This is a genomic window from Blautia sp. HCP28S3_G10 (assembly GCF_052065235.1).
Taxonomy (GTDB): domain Bacteria; phylum Bacillota; class Clostridia; order Lachnospirales; family Lachnospiraceae; genus Blautia_A.
On the sequence record NZ_JBQHUL010000003.1, the window covers coordinates 83,059 to 104,679 of the forward strand.

General features: G+C 39.7%; 14 protein-coding genes and 1 pseudogene. 14 read left to right on the plus strand and 1 reads right to left on the minus strand.

The window, feature by feature from the left end:
* Nucleotides 1-89 precede the first annotated feature (89 nt).
* From ACTNB8_RS02670 to ACTNB8_RS02725, 12 genes and pseudogenes are all read left to right on the plus strand, one after another.
* A complete protein-coding gene (locus tag ACTNB8_RS02670; protein ID WP_441052050.1) occupies nt 90-332 on the plus strand; it encodes a hypothetical protein in 243 nt (80 codons plus the stop codon).
* On the plus strand, nt 316-651 hold the full coding sequence (locus ACTNB8_RS02675; protein ID WP_441052052.1) for a sensor histidine kinase: 336 nt from the start codon (nt 316-318) through the stop codon (nt 649-651). Before ACTNB8_RS02670 ends, ACTNB8_RS02675 begins: the two co-directional genes overlap by 17 nt.
* A gap of 841 nt (nt 652-1,492) precedes the next feature.
* Nucleotides 1,493-3,118, plus strand: a complete 1,626-nt coding sequence (locus ACTNB8_RS02680; protein ID WP_441052054.1) for a GH3 family domain-containing protein — start codon at nt 1,493-1,495, stop codon at nt 3,116-3,118.
* Nucleotides 3,119-3,186: 68 nt separating this feature from the next.
* On the plus strand, nt 3,187-5,706 hold the full coding sequence (locus tag ACTNB8_RS02685) for an HD domain-containing phosphohydrolase (protein ID WP_441052056.1): 2,520 nt from the start codon (nt 3,187-3,189) through the stop codon (nt 5,704-5,706).
* Nucleotides 5,707-6,093: 387 nt separating this feature from the next.
* Nucleotides 6,094-6,585 carry an L-serine ammonia-lyase, iron-sulfur-dependent, subunit beta gene (locus ACTNB8_RS02690; protein WP_441052058.1) on the plus strand — a complete coding sequence of 164 codons (492 nt, stop codon included), beginning with the start codon at nt 6,094-6,096 and terminating at the stop codon, nt 6,583-6,585.
* 250 nt (nt 6,586-6,835) lie between these two features.
* Nucleotides 6,836-8,191 (plus strand): MATE family efflux transporter, encoded by a 1,356-nt coding sequence (locus ACTNB8_RS02695; RefSeq protein ID WP_441052060.1) that lies wholly within the window; start codon nt 6,836-6,838, stop codon nt 8,189-8,191.
* A gap of 375 nt (nt 8,192-8,566) precedes the next feature.
* On the plus strand, nt 8,567-10,411 hold the full coding sequence (locus ACTNB8_RS02700; protein WP_441052061.1) for an ABC transporter substrate-binding protein: 1,845 nt from the start codon (nt 8,567-8,569) through the stop codon (nt 10,409-10,411).
* A 110-nt stretch (nt 10,412-10,521) separates the two neighbouring features.
* The gene (locus tag ACTNB8_RS02705) at nt 10,522-10,983 is read left to right on the plus strand and encodes a hypothetical protein (protein ID WP_441052063.1); all 462 of its coding nucleotides are present in this window, start codon (nt 10,522-10,524) and stop codon (nt 10,981-10,983) included.
* Between the two features lie 33 nt (nt 10,984-11,016).
* On the plus strand, nt 11,017-12,690 hold the full coding sequence (locus tag ACTNB8_RS02710) for an ATP-binding protein (protein WP_441052064.1): 1,674 nt from the start codon (nt 11,017-11,019) through the stop codon (nt 12,688-12,690).
* Nucleotides 12,691-12,805: 115 nt separating this feature from the next.
* Nucleotides 12,806-13,921: a GGDEF domain-containing protein gene (locus tag ACTNB8_RS02715; protein WP_441052066.1), complete on the plus strand. Its 1,116-nt coding sequence runs from the start codon at nt 12,806-12,808 to the stop codon at nt 13,919-13,921.
* A pseudogene (locus ACTNB8_RS02720) lies at nt 13,887-15,383 on the plus strand (HD domain-containing phosphohydrolase). Before ACTNB8_RS02715 ends, ACTNB8_RS02720 begins: the two are co-directional and overlap by 35 nt.
* Nucleotides 15,384-15,408: 25 nt before the next feature.
* Complete coding sequence (locus ACTNB8_RS02725) at nt 15,409-16,209, plus strand: prepilin-type cleavage/methylation domain-containing protein (protein ID WP_441052067.1); 801 nt, start codon at nt 15,409-15,411, stop codon at nt 16,207-16,209.
* A gap of 6 nt (nt 16,210-16,215) precedes the next feature.
* On the opposite strand, the gene ACTNB8_RS02730 is transcribed toward ACTNB8_RS02725, so the two are convergent.
* Nucleotides 16,216-18,219: a diguanylate cyclase domain-containing protein gene (locus tag ACTNB8_RS02730; protein ID WP_441052068.1), complete on the minus strand. Its 2,004-nt coding sequence runs from the start codon at nt 18,217-18,219 to the stop codon at nt 16,216-16,218.
* Nucleotides 18,220-18,506: 287 nt separating this feature from the next.
* Between ACTNB8_RS02730 and ade the strand changes: the two genes are divergently transcribed.
* Complete coding sequence (gene ade, locus ACTNB8_RS02735; protein ID WP_441052070.1) at nt 18,507-20,210, plus strand: adenine deaminase; 1,704 nt, start codon at nt 18,507-18,509, stop codon at nt 20,208-20,210.
* A 35-nt stretch (nt 20,211-20,245) separates the two neighbouring features.
* Nucleotides 20,246-21,295 (plus strand): LacI family DNA-binding transcriptional regulator, encoded by a 1,050-nt coding sequence (locus ACTNB8_RS02740; protein WP_441052071.1) that lies wholly within the window; start codon nt 20,246-20,248, stop codon nt 21,293-21,295.
* Nucleotides 21,296-21,621: the final 326 nt, after the last annotated feature.

A 21,621-nucleotide genomic window follows, 5' to 3' on the forward strand; every position in this document is an offset into this window, starting at 1 on the left:
AAATTCAGATTTTCTATGATAATTGATGCGGCTTAACAGCAGATTTCTGGGTTAAGCCGTTGTTTATTTAATAGCAAAAATAAGCTGGTATGTCAAGAGCACCCAGAGAACGCTGGGTACGTAATGTGGTTATACGCGGAGAAATCGAAGCTTCTGAATATGCCATGATCTTTTTAAGAGACATTACAAAAGAGGAAAATATAAAGCAACGTAAAATGATTTCTGAAAATGCCCACATGGAACAGTTTCTTGTGAATTATAAAACTATGGAACCACTGGAAACATTGGATGTGCTGCTTTCCCCGGAAAATATTTGTGAATCTGTTGAGTAATGCCATCAAATATACTCCGGATGGAGGAAATATTACTCTTTTTATTGAGGAAAAACCAAATGGATTCTCAGAACCTGGCTGTTATGAATTCATCATTGAGGATAGCGGAATCGGTATGTTACCTGAATTTCAGAAGATTATGTTTGAACCTTTCAGCTGTGCAGATGATAAAAGAACTACTAAAATTCAGGGGACAGGTTTTGGCATGGCGATCACCAGAAAAATTGTGAAGATGATGAATGGACATATTGCGAAACCGCTGGATATAAATAAGCTGAGTGAGATTTTGATGAAGATTTTTGTAACTGTTCACAGGTAATATCCCGCGAGGTGTTTTGCCATGAATATGGCAAAATCCCGAGACATACGGGGCAAAATCCCATCACCGAAGGTGATTTGGAATGGATTTTGACCAAGTTGCTGTGAACGGAGTGAACAGTAACAGATTTTTATATGATTCACATATGGGACAGTAAATAACACTTGCTATTTATTGTCTCTTTTATTATAATTTAATATGTATGATAAGGCATTTATATGTTATTATGTACAAAAATGGGAGAGAAAATATGTGGCAGCTCATTTTAGGAAGTACAGGATTTCTCCTGTATTTTATTTATGACATAAACAGCATTAAAAAGAAGAATGCATTTCTACAAAAATTTTTCGCATTGGGGACGGTTCTGGTGGCTTTATCACTCGTCATGGAACTCTGGCTTTTGTGGGGACAGTGCCAGCACAGAATCGGAAGTATAATCGGATTTGGAATCGGAGCCCTGAGCTTCTTTGTACTTCTTATATATACCCTGTTTTTTGCTCTTCCCTTTGAAGAGACTTACTGTGAAGAAAACAAATTACGTGCGGCATACACTGAGGGAGTGTACGGCTTGTGCCGACATCCTGGAGTTTTGTGGTTCGCAGGGGCATATCTTTGTATGTGGGGAATGTTTGGCGGATGGAGACAGGGAATCTATTTTCTACTTATGATTTTTTGGAACTATCTGTATATCATTTTTCAGGATCTGTGGACTTTTCCACAGACATTTTTTAATTATAGGGAATATCAGAAAACAACCCCGTTTTTAATACCAAATAAAGAAAGCATACAGGCTTGCCTGCATAGTATCAGAAAACAATGATCGATCTGGAGCGGACAGACTATGAATTTAGAAGAAAAATTAAAAAAACAACAGTATAAAGAAATCTGGCAGCAGTACTGTGGTTTCCTGGATCTGTCGATGGATGGATATATGAAGATTCAGCGGCGGTTGATGGAGGAGCAGGTCAAGTTGTGGAGCAACTGTGGTCTGGGACAGTCTATTTTAAAAGGAAAGCATCCAAGAAATCTGGATGAATTCAGACAAATGGTGCCGTTGACAACCTATGATGATTATGCGGATATTCTGCTTGCCAAGCAGCCGGATATGCTTCCGGGAAATCCGGTCATCTGGATCCAGACAACCTGGGAGGGTGGAAAGCACCCGATCAAGGTCGCTCCGTATACCCGAAGCATGCTGGACACCTATCGAAATAATGTCACAGCATGTCTGATCTTATCAACCAGTAAAGAAAAAGGAATTTTTGATGTGGCTGCTACAGACAAATTCCTGTATGCGCTGGCACCACTGCCTTATGCTACCGGACTTTTTCCGTTGGCCCTGGGCGAGGAGATTGGAATCGAATTCCTGCCTGCAGTAAAAGAAGCTGTAAACATGAGCTTCAGCGAAAGAAATAAATTAGGATTTAAGATGGCAATGAAGAAAGATCTTGGATTTTTCTTTGGGCTTGGAAGCGTAGCCTATGCAGTAAGCCTGAGTCTTTCTTCACTGACAAGCGGCGGTGGAGGCGGCGGAGTCAAACTGTCAAGCCTCATGAAATGTAAGCCGCATATGATATTACGTCTGCTGCAGGCGAAGCGTCGCTGCAAAAAAGAAAACCGGGTAATGCTTCCAAAAGATCTTTTCCATCTGAAAGGATTTATGGTAGCTGGTACAGATAATCTCTGTTATAAAGACGATCTCGAAGAACTCTGGGGAATCCGTCCGATGGAATTATTTGCCGGCACGGAACCGTCCATTATGGGAACAGAGACCTGGACAAGAAAAGGAATGTATTTCTTCCCGGATACAGCGTTTTATGAATTTATCACCGAGAAAGATATGATGCGAAATTATGAAGATCCTTCTTACATCCCGCCGACTTATCTGATGGATGAAGTCCGGCCTGGAGAAAAATACGAACTCGTATTTACTATTCTCAAAGGCGGTGCATTTGCCCGCTACCGCTGTGGTGATATGTATCGCTGTGTTGGCCTGGAGAACCGCGAAGATGAGACAAAGATCCCGCGCTTTGAATATGTGGACCGAGTGCCGTGGATCATCGATATTGCTGGATTTACAAGAATTTCGGAAAACGGAATCCGAAGCGTGATCGCTCTTTCAAAGCTGCCGATCATAAACTGGGTCGCAACAAAAGAATATAATGAACAGAATCGTCCTTATCTGCATATGTATGTGGAACTGGAACGTGACGCACTGCTCAACACTGCGATGAGCACAAATATTTTGAAAGATCTTTTGAGTACATATTTCAAATATATTGATCAGGATTATAGGGATCTGAAAAAGATCCTCGGAATGGATCCTCTGCAGGTGACGATCTTTACTTGTGGGACATTTGAAGCCTATGAGAAAAAGACCGGCAAGAAGATACATCAGATGAGTCCTTCTCATTATGAACTGAAGGAGCTGCTGGATATGCAGGAAAGCCTGAACAGAGTGAGATAAGATTTAAAATAAGAATGAAAATAAGAATGAAAACAAGAATGAAAACAAGAGTGGAGTAAGGGGAGTTTATGGGAACCTATGGATATATATCGATCATAGCCATGTTGTGCTATGGATTTTTGCTGTTGATGTTTTTAACGGCAAAGAGAAATAAAATAATAAACAGTTTTTTGGTGGTGCTGACGGGCCTGCTATTCTGGGCCGGAGGTTCCGCCTTTATGCGAGCACAGCTTTGGCCTGGATGTGAATTCTGGTACCAGGTTTCCCTGTTGGGAATTTTATTGCTGCCATATGCGTATTACCGTTTTATTCTTGCCTTTGGCGGCGAAAAGAACGGCATTTCAGGAAGAATATACCTTGCAGTCATGTTGATCTGCTTCTGGCTGAACGTACAATTTGGAGTTTTTCTTGAATCACCGAACATGGTAGAAAAAAACGGAGTTGCAACTTTTGTATATGAGATCAAGCCTGCGATCATCGTATTTTTTATACCAGCGGCAATTTTCCTGCTCCATATCTTTACAGTCCTTGTACGGATCTGTAAAAACAATCCAACTATGAAAGTCCAGTACGAACCAGTCATGCTGGGAGTTCTGGCATTATTCTTAGGAAATGCATTTCTTGGAATTCCATTCTTCAGTGGATTTCCGATTGATATCTTAAGTGGTGTAGTAAACGTATTTTTACTGTTCTACGCATTGATTCGCAGACGTTTGTTCCGTCTGCAGATGCTGGCATCCCCTTCCTTGTACTATGGTGTCGGCTTTCTGTTTTCCATTCTTGTTTTCTTAAATATCGTTCCATCCCTGCAAAACTTATTCCACATGCAGCCGGATAAGAACACCCAAATTTATACCCTTGTTTTTGCAATTGTTTTCCTGGTCATTTATGCATTCTTTATATTCCTGTGGAAGCTTCTGATCCGCAACGTGTTTGTCAGAGAAGAAAACCATCAGGCTGAGAAGATCAGAGAATTTAACTCAGCAATCTCCAAAACACTGGATCTTCAGGAAATCCTGGATAAAACAATCCGTGTTATGAAAGATCTGATGGATGTTGGAAATATCTATATCTGTATGCAGGACGCACCTGGCGAGGCATATTGTGGGGTTGCAAGTGATCAGCCTTTAAGTGATCTGGCGTTTGCCTTTGAAGAAGAAAATCCAATGGTCCAGTGGCTGAAAGACCACGAAGAACCGATCATTTACCGTGATTTCCGCTACTCTGTAGAGTACAAGTCCATGTGGGAGGAGGAAAAACATCAGCTGGATAAAAACCATACACGTTACTGTGCCGGATTAAAAGATGGTGATAATCTGGCGGGAGTGATTCTGATCACATCATCTTCTTCAAAAAAGAGACTCGCATACGATGAAGTAGAGATAATTTCAAACATCACATCAGTGGCATCTATTGCTATCAAAAATGCAAAGCTGTATGAGAACGCCCGTCTTGAGGCAAGAACCGATGAACTGACTGGATTGTTAAATCGAAAATATTTCTATGAAGTTCTCAACGAAGAATTCGAGAAAAACAGAGATGCCTCTCTGGTACTGGCCATTATCAACGTAGATGATTTTAAATTATACAATCAGCTGTATGGTATAAAAGAAGGCGATCTGTGTCTGCAGCGCGTCGCAGAAATTATCAACAGCAGCGTAGGAGAAAGCGGTTATACTGCCCGCTATGGCGCGAAAGAATTTGCTGTTCTGCTTCCGGGATACGACCTTTTCTCTGCCAGAAATCTGGTAGAATCCATTGCAAAACAGGTTTATGTTATGAATAACCGCAGAACTGATATGAAGCTTAAACCAATCACGGTCAGCGCAGGAATCAGCGCAGCACCGTATGCGGCAAAGAATGTCAAAGAGCTGATGGAAAATGTTGACCTTGCGGTTTACCACGTAAAACACAGCGGAAAAAATGGAATTCAGGTCTTTGATACCATGTTCCGCAATAACAATAAAAATGCTCATGCAAAGAACCACGCACATATCTATAAAGAATATGAGTCAACCATCTACGCATTGACCGCAGCCATTGACGCAAAAGATCATTACACCTTCAGCCATTCTACAAATGTTGCCTATTATGCAACAGCACTTGCAAAAGCACTTGGAATGAACGAAGATATGATCGAGATTATCCGTCAGGCAGCACTTTTGCATGACGTCGGTAAGATTGGTATTCCGGAAAGTGTATTAAATAAGGCAGGATCATTGACAGATGAAGAATACGAGATGATCAAAGGCCATGTAGAAGCTTCCATCGACATTGTCCGACATCTTCCGTCACTGGATTATGTTATCCCGGCGGTCATCGGTCATCATGAGCGCTATGACGGAAAAGGATATCCACGCCGAATTGCAGGCGAAGATATTCCACTGACTGCACGTATCCTGTGTGTGGCAGATTCATTCGATGCCATGACATCCGTACGATGCTATAAGAAAGCTTTCCCTGTAAAAGTAGCACGGGAGAAGCTGATCCAGGATGCTGGCAAACAGTTTGATCCGGAGCTTGTTCGTAAGTTTGTAGAATGCCTGGATAACGGAAAAATCACTCTTGTAAAAGCAGAAGAAGAATGACAACAGAGAGAAATCAACATGAAGATTATATCAGATGTGAGATGACTCCCACCTCTGTAGGTGGCGAGCAACAAATCAGTATCAGTGGTGGGAGTCAATCCCCCATCTGATATAGCCTCCGGCAGGATTGCAGAGATGCGCAGAAGAAGTATGTCATGCGTTGCATGACGCGCATCTCGCAGCAAGAATGCAGAGGCATTCTTGAATGATTTTGGCATGGCAAACAGACAGACTGGGAATCTGTCTACTAAAAGCTATTGATTCTGTTGGTTATCGATATAGAAAACTGGTTACAGTCCGTGCTTTAATATGGCGCGGACTGTTTCTGTCAGGGCGTATAGGAAGAATATCAGTTGTTTTTTTCTTGAATGGAAATAAACCAGTCCAATGGTATATTTTAGAACAGCAGAAGAAGCTCTTGCATATGGCGAAAAGATTGGTGGTTTATATCCGATCAAAGCTGCTGAAATGTTTGACAATGTTAAAAATGGCAGTAAGAAACTGGCAGGTATCGGAATCCTGAATGAAATTGTATGTGTTGCAATTGGCGTACTGGAATCTGTAGAAATAGAGAGACCAGGTGCAGTTGTTGCATCTCCGACAGTGGGTTCTGTAGGAATTCTTCCAGCAGCAGTTGTATATCTTGGCGATTCAATGAATATGTCAGATGATGAAATTGCAATGGCAATGTTTGCAGCCGGAAGTGTTGGAACATTTGTTGCACATCAGGCAACATTTGGCGGAGAAGTAGCAGGTTGTCAGGCGGAATGTGGTTCTGCAGGAGCTATGGTAGCTGCCGGTATTGTTGAACTTATGGGCGGTACTGCTACTCAGGCATTTATGGCAGTAACAATAACAATCCAGAATACTCTTCGATAAATTCCTTAAAGGCCTTCAAACCAACCTTCGTGCAAGGTTGGTTTGAAGGATTTTTATTTTGTTCCAAATAACACCCATAAAGAACTTGCTTTATACTTGATAAATACATTGTTGTGCGAGATAATATGTGATATCGAAATAAGATATATCAAACATCGAGGTAAATGTTTAATGAAATAAATAAAAAGGAGTCCATGGTTTTTCTGTTTTTGATTAATATCAAAAATTCTAAGAAGAGGAAAATTGTTGTATGTTAAATAAAAAAGATTTCTTAAAGTATGCGTCAAAGCTGGCATTTCCAATTATGATTCAAAATCTGATCGGAACATTGGTAAATATTGCAGATACTATAATGCTTGGATATGTGAGCCAGACTGCCATGTCGGCTTCATCACTTGCCAACCAGTATACCTTTATTCTTTTCTGTTTATATTACGGTATGGCCACAGGTACTTCTGTTTTGTGTGCCCAGTACTGGGGGAAAGGCGATAAAAAGACAGTGGAAAAGATTCTCGGCCTAGCAGAACGAAGCTCGCTGATTATCTCTCTTGTATTTTTCTTTATCTCTTTTTCTATGCCAACTACGATTATGAAGATTTTTACCAACGGTCCTGAAACGATTGCTGCAGGCAGTGAATATTTGAAGGTAATTTCATTTTCATTTATGTTTATGGGATTTTCACAGGTTTTTATGAGTGCACTTCGAAGCATCGGAAAAATAATGATCCCTTCTGTTACGTATATTGTTTCTCTTTGTGTAAATGTGCTTTGTAATGCCACCTTTATCTTTGGTCTGTTTGGATTTCCGAAACTTGGTGTTACCGGTGTTGCCCTTGGTACTGTTATTGCCAGAATCACAGAAGTATTGATCTGTCTCATCTACTCATTAAACAGTTCGGAAGTCAAATTCCGAATAAAATATTTTTTTGCAAAATCAGGTGTTCTGCGCCAGGATTTTATGAGAATTGCCGCTCCGGCTGTAATAAATGACGTTATCTGGAGTTTTGCCAGTTCAGCGTTCGCAGCAATCCTTGGTCATATCGGAGATGATATGGTTGCAGCAAATGCCGTTGCTGTTATGGTGGTAAATATTGGTGCAATCGCCTGTCGCGGTTTTGCCAACGCTACTACCATCATTGTCAGCCAGGAACTGGGCAAAGACCATATTGATACAGCCAGAGAATATGGGAAACGTATGCTCAGGATAACGGTTATTGTAAGTCTGATAGGTTGTGTCATTATTCTGGCAATTCGTCCTTTGATACTGGATTTCTATCGAGATAAACTGACAGAAACGGCCATTAATTATCTGGGTACTTTTATAATAATGACAACCTGGCGTCTTGTGGGAGAAGCTATTAATATGTGCCTTATATGCGGCTGCTTCAGAGGCGGCGGTGATTCCAGATTCGGAATGATCATAGACGCTATATTTATGTGGCTTGTTGCTGTTCCGCTAACCTTCCTTTCTGCATACGTTTTCAAACTGCCGCCTGTCTGGGTGTACTTTGTAATGACTCTGGATGAGTTCGAGAAAATGCCTGTGGTCTTCATTCACTATTTCAGAGAAAAATGGCTTACAAATATTACCAGGGACTTTGAGTGATCATTACCATTGCAGCTGCTTTATGAGGGCCAGTCATGAGACTGGCTCTTCTTTGCATTTACAGTAAAAGCGGAGTTTTTGTTGCTGTTCATTCTGTTCACAGCAACGAGCTTTTACTACAAAGGATATAGACATAAGGAAATACGGGGTGTTATAATAAGAAAATTTATGCAATCGTAACTGTTCAGTACCCTCACAGTTACGAGTCAAAATGCATTTCAGATCACCTTCGGTGATAGCATTTTGCCTTGTATGTCTCGGGATTTTGGCAAAAAACATGCTAAAACACCTCGCGGGATACTACCTTCTGAATAGTTACATGCAATCAATAATAATCGTTGCTATCAGAGCATAGCGCCGGAAAGAATGAGAAAGATGAAAAAAATAAAACATCATCTGGCTGTACTGATGTCTGGTGTACTTGTAACAACAGTTTTTTTGTCCGGATGTGGACAGGCAAAAAAACAGGTATCCCCAAAAGATGATCACCTTACCGTTTATCTGTGGGAAAACCGGTTGATGAAAAATATCGTCCCATATATCTATGAACAGTTTCCTGACCAGGATATAGAGTTTATCACAGGTAACAATGATACCGATTTATATAGTTATCTTGAGGAACATGGTGAACTGCCGGACATCATAACAGTGCGTCGGTTTTCAGGAACAGATGCTCAGGATCTACAGCCATATCTTATGGATTTTTGTTCTTATGATGTTGTTTCCAGGTATTATTCCTATGCATTGCAATATTATAAAAATTCAAAAGATGAGATTCAGTGGCTGCCCATATGTGGTATTCCACAGACGATCATTGCTAACAAGACACTGTTTAACAAGTATGGAATAAAGATTCCGACAAATTATAAAGAATATGCACAGGCCTGCCAGCAATTTTATGATAATGGCATAAAGCCTTATTCACTGGATCTTGCAGAAGACTGGTCTGATCATGAAGTAATTCAGGCAGGCGCAATCGGTGAATTTATGAGCCTGGATGGAATCGAATGGCGAAGTTCGGCTGAAAGTTCACCGAATAATATAGAGTTTGATGATACATTGTGGAAACGTATTTTTTCAGAAACCAGTACATTTCTGAAGGATTCACATTTCACTGAGGAAGATCTCAATGTTGATATTGATACTGCCACTCAGACCTTTGTTGAGGGAAAAGCAGCAATGTTTCATGGATATCCGGCGTCTATGCAGAAATTTCAGAAACAGATGGATACACAACTGATTCGTGTTCCTTTCTTTTCACAGACTTCGAATGAATCTTTTGTAAATATGACTCCATCTTTAAACATTGCATTTAATAAAGATCTGGAAAAAGATCCTGAGAAACTGGAAACAGCATTAAAGGTTCTGGATTGCATGATATCAGAACAGGGACAAAAGCTGATTGCAGATGGATCTGGGGTGATTTCATTTAATACAGATGTCCCAACAATGATGGAAGACGTGCCGGAGCTTGAAGAAGAAATCAAAAATAATTCTATTTATATCAGGTATTCTGCCAAAAAATCATTTGATGCAAGTTTTGAAGCTGTTCACGGTCTGTTGTCAGGGAAAATGAATGAAACGCAGGCTTATGATGCTTTTCGTGATGTAATGAACGGTAAGGCCACAGAAGAAAATCCTGCGATAAATTTTAAAAATGAGTATTCGATTTCGCTGAATGATAAAAACGGTCGTGATGCGGCTTCCTCTATTTTAACTACAGTCAGAGAAGAAAATAATGCGCAGCTGGCTCTGGTACCATACTATTATTTTACTTCTTCCATTTATAAGGGAGAATGCACAGGCAGTCGGATCGCTATGATGACATCGAAGAATTCAGATACACCATTATATCTTGCAAAGATAGATGGCAAACAGGTTTGTGAACTTGTGGAAAAATACCTTACCGGTTCTGATGAAAATTTTGCTGTGACCAATAAATATGAATTACCCATAGCCTCTGGTATGAAGATGATTGTTGATCATGAGAAAAATGGATTCTCATTAAAGGACATAACAATAAATGAGAAAAAAACAGAGAAAGAAAAAGAGTATTCTATTCTTCTTGCAGATACAACAATGTCAATTCTGAAAAAACTATATCCGGAATGTGAGATCGCGCAGCTTAAAGATATAACGCTATCAAGTGCATGGACTACATTTATGTCAAAAGGAAAGCAGCCGTCAGCACCGGAAGATTATATAGAGGTTGAAAGATAAAAGTGCAGATAGAACAAAAAAACTTTAAAAAGAGGAAAATTATAATACCGCTGGTTGTAATATTTCTCCTGTTGTTGGGTACAGTTCTTGCAAGATTTCTTTTAAACAAGATGAACACATATATCGATGAAAACGGAAAAACCAGCATGGGAGCTGTTATTGAACAGATACAACAGACATATAATCTTCAGGTGGATGGATACTACAGTCAGCTTCATCTGGTCGAGGATTACCTGCTTCAGGAGAAGAATCTGTCCCTGGAAACAGATACTAACCATAACTTTTTTGAGGCATGGGAAAAGGAATCGAATAGTTCACTTATATTTCTTCAGGAAAATGGCAAGGCAATAACTGCAGATGAAACAAAACTGCGGTTTGACATTCCGGGTAAGCTTCTGTTGGATTTAAGGAATGGCCATAATATTGCAAAACTGGTTGCCTGGAATTATGAAGGAATGCAAAACGGTGGTTATCTGGTTGCAATTCCATGTCAGGAATATCAGATTAATGGGGAAACTTATACAGCAGTCGGAACTGTGTATGATCATTTGAAACTGGATTCCATGTTATAGGTTAAAGGGTATAATGAGAATGCATATCTGTTTATGTTAGACAACGAAGGAAATGTTACTTATACGAACCTGAGTGAAGATAAATTCTTCCGAAATTATTCTTTATTGAAACATTTAAAGGCTGATCAGGCCATAACGGAAAAAGAAGCTGTACTGCTCCAAAAAAAGATAGAAGAAAAAAAAGAAGGGGTAGAACTTTTAGGAAAAGATAACCCCTACTATCTGGGTTACTGTCCGATAGAAAGTAACAATTCTATGTTGATCTGTATTGTGGAAAAACATGTTGTTGATAATGTGTTAAATGATTACCAGAAAACGATGCTTGTCACAACAATACTCATAGTAAGCTTTATATTTGTACTTTTTGCCATGTTATTTTACTGTATTTCAAAACTTTATACTGCAGATCAAAAAGCAAAATATGAAAAAAGAAATAGTGATTTTCAGATACAGGCAATGAAGGAAATGGAAGCAGCAAATATAAATCTGAAAAAGGCTAAAGATATCGCAGTAGATGCTCTTCAGACAGCTGAAAATGCAAATAAGGCTAAAACCGATTTTCTGTCAAATATGTCTCATGATATTCGTACACCGATGAATGCGATCATTGGTATTACATCATTGATCAGACATGATGCAGGTGATAAAGCCAAAGTAATAGAGTATGCAGATAAAATAGACATTTCATCTCAGCATCTGTTAGGAATCATCAATAATGTTTTGGATATGAGTAAGATCGAGGCAGGAAAAATGATTTTCAAGTATACTGATTTTTCCATCTCGGATTTTGTGCAGGAACTTAATACTATATTTCATTCACAGACAGACGAGAGAAACCAGACTCTTACGATTATAAAAGAAAATATCCGGCATGAGTGGGTGAATGGGGATCAGATTCATCTGACGCAGATTTTCAGCAACCTTTTGTCTAATGCGATGAAGTATACACAGGAGGGCGGAGAAATTCAGTTTTTTGTAGAAGAATGTGAGTCAAATTCATCTGTCTATGCAAAGTATCATTTTCTGGTTAAAGATAATGGCACAGGAATGTCCGCAGATTTCAAAGAAACGATTTTTGATCCGTTTACCCGTGCTGAGAGCTCTGTGACAAACAAGATACAGGGAACCGGTCTTGGAATGGCTATCACCAGAAACCTGGTCGAAGCCATGGGAGGAACGATTGATGTGGAGAGTGAACCTGGACAGGGAAGCTGTTTTGAGATTCTTCTGGATCTGAGAATTGCAGAGGACAGATCAGTTTCTTCAGCATCACAGGAAGAAACAGCCGAGCCGGAGGAGAACGCCCTGAAGGGAATGAGATTTTTGTGTGCAGAGGACAATGAGCTGAATGCGGAAATTTTGATGGAATTGTTAAAGATAGAGGGAGCTGAGGCAACAATCTATGAAAATGGTAAAAAGACTGTGGAGGCATTTGAACAGTCTGTAACCGGGGATTATGACATGATCCTGATGGATGTGCAGATGCCTGTTATGAATGGTTATGAGGCAACAAAGGCGATCCGAATGAGTTCACATGAAATGGCAAAGACGATCCCGATCATTGCCATGACTGCCAATGCATTTTCGGAGGATATTCAGCATTCGCTGGCAGCCGGTATGAATGCACATATTTCAAAACCGGTTGATATGAAGATACTGAAAAAAACGATAAGAAGTATAAAATCCGGCGGGGGGGGCGAAGTGTAAGCCATTAAACCCGAATTCTCCTTACAACAGCTGAGCAGGAAGGGATATGCTTGATTATTGGCAAAAATCGTATTATTATTGTGAGAAGAACGCCGGGAGAAAGGAGGAAGCCTTGATGAATGGGTATTTTTATGTATTAACCATCATTGATCTGTTTGTTTTGGGGTTTATGTGCATTCTTACTAAATTAAGTGAATCACTGAACTACAAACAAAAGCGAGGTTTCTTCTGTGCGTTTATATTGATCGCTGCTGTTTCAGTACTGGAAGTGATAACTCTGGCTGTGGATGGAGCTCCTCCGGGATATCGCTGGTTAAATATTGTCTCTAATTATCTGGGGTTTGGATTATCACCTGGTGTTGCTGTATGCCTTGTATATGTATTGGATAAAAAGACTGCGATCAGACGCGAATTGAGAATTGCAATATATTGTGAAATCGTATATCTGATTTTTCTTGCTGTATCTGTTCCGTCTGGACTTGTATTCTCCGTCAGTGCAGAGAATATCTATTCACGAGGCCCTTATTTTTATATTTATGTATTCATGTATTTTGTGGCGATCATGTATCTTTCTATATCTACTATTATCACTGCAAAAGAATTTCAGAACAGAAGCAGAGGACTCATTTATCCGCTGATCTTTTTTTTAACATCTGAAACCATTATACAGGTCACCTTACCTAATCTGCATGTGACATGGTTATGTGTGACATTACTTTCAATACTTTATTTCATCTATTGTAATGAAATGTGGACGCAGCTGGATTCTCTGACAGGATTGTTAAACCAGAACAGTTATTTAAACCGTACAGCAGAAATGAAAAGGACAGGTGGAGTGCTGATTGTATTTGATGTGGATGATTTTAAGAACGTAAATGATCAGTACGGACATCTGAAAGGGGATATCTGTCTTTCGGAAATTGCAGACTGCATAAAAAAAGCCTATGCAAAACTCGGATATTGTTATCGTATAGGTGGTGATGAGTTTTGCGTACTTATGAAAAATGTGGATCAACAGGAAAATTGTCTGAAGAAATTTATAGAACTTTTAGAAGAAAAAAGAAGCAGGCTGGATTTTTTGCCAACAGTTTCTTTTGGCTCTTGTGTTTTTTCTGGTGAAGATATTTTAACAATCAAGGATCGTGCAGACCAGAATATGTATCGCTTCAAAAAGGGAAAAAAAGAAAATGACGAACATGGACAAAAGGCAAAAAATACTTATTGTAGATGATTCAGAATTTAACAGGGATATATTGAAGGAATTTCTTGGAGAGACTTATACCTACATAGAGGCTGAAAATGGAAACCAGGTAATTCAGAAACTGGAAGAAAATCCGGAGATCGATCTGATGCTTTTAGATATCAATATGCCGCAAATGGATGGCTTTGAGGTTCTGAAATGGATGAATTAGTTTCGATGGATCGATGAAATTCCTGTTATTATGATTTCGGCTGAAGAATCCATTGAAACTATGCGCAAAGCATATGAACTGGGAATTACGGATTATATTACAAGACCTTTTGATGCACTTATTGTAAAGAAAAGAGTTCAAAATACGTTGAGCCTTTATGCAAATCAAAAGCGTCTGATCAATGTGGTTGTAGACCAGGTTTATGAAAAAGAAGAAAACAGCAATATTTTGATCGGTATTCTGAGTAATGTACTGGGATCTCGTAACAGCGAGAGCAGGGAACATATTTTGAATATTCGCAAAGCAACGGAAATGATGCTGAGAAAACTGGTAAATACAACGGATGCCTATCATTTGACAGAGGCAGATATTGCTTTGATCACAACTGCATCTTCACTTCATGACATTGGTAAAATCCGTATTCCGGAAGAAATACTGAATAAACCGGGCAGGCTGACCGATGAAGAGTATAAGATCATGAAAACTCACAGTGAGATTGGAGCCTCCATGATCAAAGATATGCATTTCCTGCAGGATAATCCTCTGGTGCATACTGCATGGGAAATCTGCAGATGGCATCATGAAAGATGGGATGGAAATGGATATCCTGACGGTCTGAAAGGAGAAGAAATACCAATCTCCGCCCAGGTGGTATCTATTGTCGATGTTTATGATGCACTTACGAGTGAGAGATGTTATAAGAAAGCATTTGATCATAATACAGCGATCAAAATGATCCAGGAAGGGCAGTGTGGTCAGTTTAACCCGATTCTTCTTAAGTGCCTGAAAGAACTTAGTATTCAGTTCTCAAAAATGATCAATAATGAGATAGATGATAATAAAAATTATTATGAAGCACAGAGACTTTCTGATGAAATACTCAGAAAAAAATCTTTACCGCACAAAAACTATTCTCAGCGTGTAGTTAAGATCATGCAGGAAAAAGTAGATTTCTTTAAGGCAAACAGTGGCAGGAATTCTATTGAATATAATGCAATTTCAGGTCATTTGACTATAATAAACGGAAAACAGCAGATATTATGTCAGAAAGAAGATCCGGAATTTGATATATTTGAGGTGTTCAAAGCAAATGAAGAAGATATTCGGCATATCAGAGATTTATTAGCTCAGACATCAGCACAGAATAAAGAAATCTCATTGCGGATAATGGCTGAGGTGGAAAACAAAAGACAGATGTATAATCTGAAACTTCATACGTTATGGTCACCTTTAAGAGAAGATGGATATATAGGGATTGTCGGATACTTTGACGTTATATAAAACGTAATGCAAAATTATAGAGGCTGTGAAACGGGAGTCGGTTGACCTTGCAAATGTACGTACAGCGTATAATGATGTAATGACGGCTGTTGTATCAGAAGATACAGCAGAGATGAAGGTTGTACAGCTGAAACAGAAAATAGATGACTGGCAGTCTTCTGACACAGTGACAATTGCCGGAATTTCTCATTCCAATGGTGAAGGCGATACTCCGAACTGGCATGGAAATCCGGTTGCAAATGGAACCTGTGAGGTATCATACAACCCTGAGACGGGGATTTTGCTGGACTGGAAAGGCGGCAGCGGCAACAGTGGAAAGAAGTATTTCTTTAATACAGAAGAGGATCTGGATCTACCTTTAAGGGAGAGTGGTGTACTGGAAAGTCTTATAAGTGATGGAAACAATTATTTTGAAATTGATTCCCGCTGTCCGGCTTCGCTTTCGACCATGATCCGAAAGGTTAATGAGAAGATCAAAGATGACAGTCTGATGAAAGAGGGAACCTGGGCATATCTGGGAAGTGCCACGGATGCTTCAAAACGTTATTTCTTCTGGACTTCCGTAGATACTGATAAAGTAGGTGCAGGCAAAAAAATTCCGGTCATCATTCGTACTGCTGATGGCAAATATTATATTTCAGAGACAACAACGGCTGCCCGAAAAAATAATTATGTGGCAATAGCGGATCATCTTACCTACGATAAACATAAGCAGCTTATATCAGGTAAAAAAGAATATGGAAATCTGAAAGATGCATATGATGCATATGAAGAGGCACTTACCGAGGGAGATTACAAGGAATATAAGGATACTCTCCCTCAGTAAAACGCTTTAAGACCGCCGGACAGAGTTTCGGCGGTGTTTTTTTGCCTCATAGAGATCCTGATCGGCAAGTGCGATGAGATGATCAATATCTATGTCGGGAGCAGGCTGAAATTCAGCAATCCCAATAGAAATTTCCACAAGGAAAGGTTTGTCAGAGTCTGAATTAAAAGCGGCACAGGCATTTTTGACTCGCTCACGGAAAACATTTTCGAAATGTTCTGTTTCACAGTCAAGAAGGATGAGAAATTCATCCCCGCCTACTCTGGCGAGAATATCATAATTACGCAGACAGCTTTGCAGGATTTTAGCAACACTCTGGAGAGCAAAATTTCCAGCAGGATGTCCCCAGGTATCATTGATTTCTTTCAGATGATCCAGGTCTCCACATATGATGTATGCACGACGATGCGGGTTATCATGACAGAAAATCCTGACACGTTCTGTAAAACCTCTCAGATTCAGAAGGCCTGTGAGTTCATCGTATTTTGAAATGATACCCAGAATACGGTTGCGTTCTTTCATAAGTTCTATATCGTGGGACATTTCCCGGCGGCGAAGTGCCTCGGCCTTGTTGAGTTCAAGGTAATATAAAGAAAGTCCCAGCTGAAGACTTATGATATAGAAGAATGGAAAATCTTCCTGGTGTATATCGCATGCCAGCACACCGTATTGCTTTTCACCGGAAAACAGAAGAAAGATCATAAACTGATGCTGTTCGTCATCTTCCATCAACTGACACAGGCCATTTCTACTGTTGACGGAAGGCCGGTCATAAAGATGAAATGCCTTTGTACTGTTATTGTGATAATAAGCTGCAAGGCGCAGATTATCCGGGCAGATCCACTTTTCACCTTTTTTGTAAATGACAGGTTCATCCAGAAGAAAGAGGTATGTACATTTTGTGTGAAGTTCCCGTATGTTATTCATAGCTTCCATAAGAAAAGCGTGTTCATTCTCCATACAATTGTTGAGGTTTCTTGCAAGAAATGGGATAAACCAGGATTTACGCTGAAAATTAATAAGTTCCAGCTTCATATTGGTAATTGTACGATTGAGGTTGTGGATCTGCTGAGTAAGGTTCAGCGGAGTGTTATATATTTTACTGTTTTTTCCGTGACAGCCGCAGGACTCTCTGTTGCAGAGAGAGACAGGAACTCTGCGGGAAGATACTTTCTTTCCATCAAGTCTGCTTATAAGGTCATACATGGCCATTTTGCCCATCAGAATGCCGTCCTGCTGGATTGTGGTAAGAGGTGGTTCCATACCGGAGGCACGTTCACAGTCATCAAATCCGGTGATCAGAATATCTTTACCAACAGTGAGACCACGTTTTTCGCATACACGATATCCGGAAAAGGCCATCTCATCGTTGGCAAAGACAATCGCCTGTGCGTCTGGATTATCATCAAGAAGCTGTTCCACCTGTCTGTCAACAAATTCAGAATAGTCTCCCTGACCAATCATCTGAGGAGTTACCGGAAGCTTATATTTCTGCATCATCTCAAAATATGTGGCAGTACGCTCCTTGGAGTCTGTATTCTGAGCAGGACCTTCCATAAAAAGGATCTTACGGCAGTGATGCTTCAGAATAAGGTGCTCCATGATCAGCCGGATGCCCTGATGATTGTCACAAATCAGGGAGTGGCAGTTGGCTGAGTGGACGATCTCTGTGAGAAATACTGTGGGAATGGAATTAAACTTCAGCGCAAATTGTTCAGCAGACTTATTTTTTAACTGAAGTCCCAGAGTTCCGTAATTGATGATCAGTCCGTCAAGTCCACCTATAAGGCTGTAATCATGAATTGTGTTGAACTGATAATCGTAAGAATCCTTGTGAGTTCCTCCGAGCATATCCTCAAAGAAATCTTTCGTCTGAGTGCCAAGAAAGAAATAAACATTGGCATCGAACTCCTTTGCTGCGTCTGAAATTCCACGGATATGTTCTTTGGGAAAATATGTATGTACACCACCAATGAGGACTCCAATGTTATATTTTTTATCATTTTTCATAAAGCAATTTCTCCTGTACAAGTGAAATATGCAATTCGTTTTGTTTATTATAACAGAATATAATGAATACTGCAAAAAAGAATTAGATATTATGCACAATTTTTTGCGGGTGAAATAAACAGCAGCAGGAAATTTGATAAACAGTGATAAAAACTGGTAAAAAAATCAGATAAAAAGTTGATATTTGCTTTTGTACATGCTAATATCAAAGATAATAAATATCTTTTTCAGTGTGCTTTTGTTATATGTTTATACGTTTCCTTAAATATGGCAAAAGGAGAAAATCTATGGAATTAAAAGATTATCAGAGATATTCAGAGATTACGCGTGGCCAGAGAAAAGCTGAACTGGTTCTGAAAAATGCAGAGATTGTAAATGTCTTTACCGGAGAGATACTGGCTGGAGATGTGGCGATCGAAGATGGAATTATTGTAGGAACCGGTTCTTATGAAGGAAAAACAGAACGGGATATGACCGGAAAGTATATCTGCCCCGGTTTTATAGACAGTCATCTTCATCTGGAGTCTACGCTGGTAACACCTGGTGAACTGGTAACTGTTGCTTCACGTCACGGAACAACTACATTTATTGTGGATCCGCATGAGTCAGCGAATGTTTCCGGACTGGCAGGAATTGATTATATTGTGAATCAGACAGAAGATGTCAGTGCAAATGTGTTTGTCATGATGCCTTCCTGTGTTCCTGCTACATCTATTGATGACAATGGTTGTACACTGACGGCAGAGGATATGGCACCATATCTGAAAAATAAACGTATACTGGGACTTGGAGAGGTAATGGATTACATTTCTGTGGTAAACGGTGAGGCAGGAATGCATCAGAAGCTGACTTTGTTTGAAAACAGAGTACGTGATGGTCATGCACCATTTCTTGCAGAAAGGGATCTGCAGGCATATGTGATGGCAGGGATTAAAACGGATCATGAATGTTCTGAATTTGAGTATGCAATGAGAGAACGAAGAAATGGTATGACAATACTGATCCGTGAAGGCAGTGCTGCCCGAAATGTTGATGCGATCGTTTCCGGACTGGTAGAAAACCATATGACAGGTGAAGGATTCTGTTTCTGCACAGATGATAAACATATTGAGGACATTGAGCGAGAAGGTCATATTGATCATAATGTGAGAAGAGCCATAGAACTGGGAATGAATCCGGTAGATGCAATAAAAATGGCGACAATTCATTCAGCACAATGTTATGGATTTGATAACCTGGGTGCAATAGCGCCTGGATATCAGGCAGATCTGATCATATTAAATGATCTGGAAAAAGTTTCCATTGATGAAGTTTATTATAAGGGAAAAGTAGTACAGAAAGACGGAAAAATCGAGATCAGAAGTTGCCCGGAGGAACTGAAAAATACAGTTCATGTGGGCGGATTTTCAGAAGCTGATCTGAAACTTGAATCACCTGATGGATTTTTTACAGTAATAGAGATGCAGGATGGGCAGATTACCACAAAAAAACAGATAAAAAAACTGGCTGAAGGTAAATGCTCTTTTGTTTCAGATGAACAGTTACAGAAAATCGCAGTGATCGAAAGACATAAAGCAACAGGCAAAACAGGAGTTGGAATCGTCAGTGGATTTGGGATTCGTGGCGGTGCGATTGCTTCCAGTGTTTCTCATGACTCTCATAATATAATTGTAATCGGTGATAATGATAAAGACATGTGGCTGGCAGTTCAGGAACTTATCCGTGTTCAGGGAGGATATACGATTGTATCTGATCACAGAGTTTTTGATACACTGGAACTGCCTGTAATGGGACTGATGAGTGATGCAGGATACCAGTACAGTAACCGTAAACTGAAGACAATGATTGATAAAGCACATGAAATGGGCGTAGGAAGAGGTGTTGATCCTTTTATCACATTATCTTTTATGGCACTTCCTGTAATACCAGAGATCCGCATTACTCCAAGAGGTATTTATGATGTTCTGAGCGGAGAATTCAGCCGGAACTGAAGCAGCAGGGATTTGAAAAAGAAGGAGAGGCGTGAATGAAGCCAACTGTAAGAAATATTGCAGAAAAAGCGAATGTTTCTACCGCCAGTGTCTCACTGGTACTGAATAACAAACCTTCAAGGATAACGGAAGCAACCAGAGAGAGAATAATAGAGGCAGCAAGGGAACTTGGCTATGATTTCGAAGAAAAAAAACGAAAAGCCAGACAGATAAGTGAAAATCAGGGAGGAACCGTCAAAAGAGCAGCAGTAATAGGAGTGATACGCCCCCGGTATTGTAATGAATTTCTAGAATCGTGCCAGAAGGGAATTGATGAGTACAGTCAGGTGTATGGATATCATGTGGTTGTCTGTGCAGGAAATGATACTACGGAACAGACTCTGGACCGTATACATTTTCTTGCGGATATGAAAGTCTCAGGACTCATTGTTGTGCCGCCCATGGATATGAATATAGAGAAAAACAATGAAAAACTGGGACGTGCGCTGAAAGAGGCGGGGATACCTTTTTTGCTTCTGAATCAGGCAATCGACAGAGTTTACTGTGATTTTATAACTGCAGATAATAAGAGCGGCGGCTATATGGCCGTAGAGTATCTGATCCATAACGGATATGACAGGATAGGCATGATCGTGGGAAACAGAGAAGTGTACACCTGTCGAAAAAGAATTGAAGGATATAAAGAAGCACTGGCGTTTTATAATATTTCCATAAGAGAAGATTATATTTATTATGGTCAGTACAGAAGACAGACCGGGTATGAGGGAATGAAATACCTGGACAGTCTGGGAGTCCATGCAGTGTTTGCCTATGATGATGAAATAGCGATTGGCATTTACCAGTATGCAAGGGAAAACAACCTGATTGTTGGTAAAGATATTTCTGTTGTAGGGTTTAACAATATGGACATGGCAGCGATTCTGACCCCACCACTGACCACAATAGCACAGCCCGGAGAGCAGATGGGCAAAAAAGCCGGTGAGATTATTATTAATCGTATCACCGGTAAGGATAAGGATGCAGTGCGGGATACGTACTTTGCACCGGTTCTGATCGAAAGGCAATCTGTCAGGAGACAGGGATGAAAATCAGTTTGAAAATAAAGTATAAAGATTTTATATGATGTCATAAAATACTCCGCAGGTTAAAGCGGAGTATTTTTTTGACTAATATTTCCATTACAATTTTATATAGATTGCATAAGAAACATAAATACGAGAAATATTTACCAATATTAACCAAAATACAATAAAGTTTACCATTGAGAATAATTCAGATAATAAAAAGAATATATTAATTTGAAGAAAAAATATAAAGAAAATAAAGTACATACAAACAAAATATGATTAACAAATTAGGTTGACAAAAGTGATTAATTGGTTATAATTAGGTTAACAAAGGGAAACGTGTG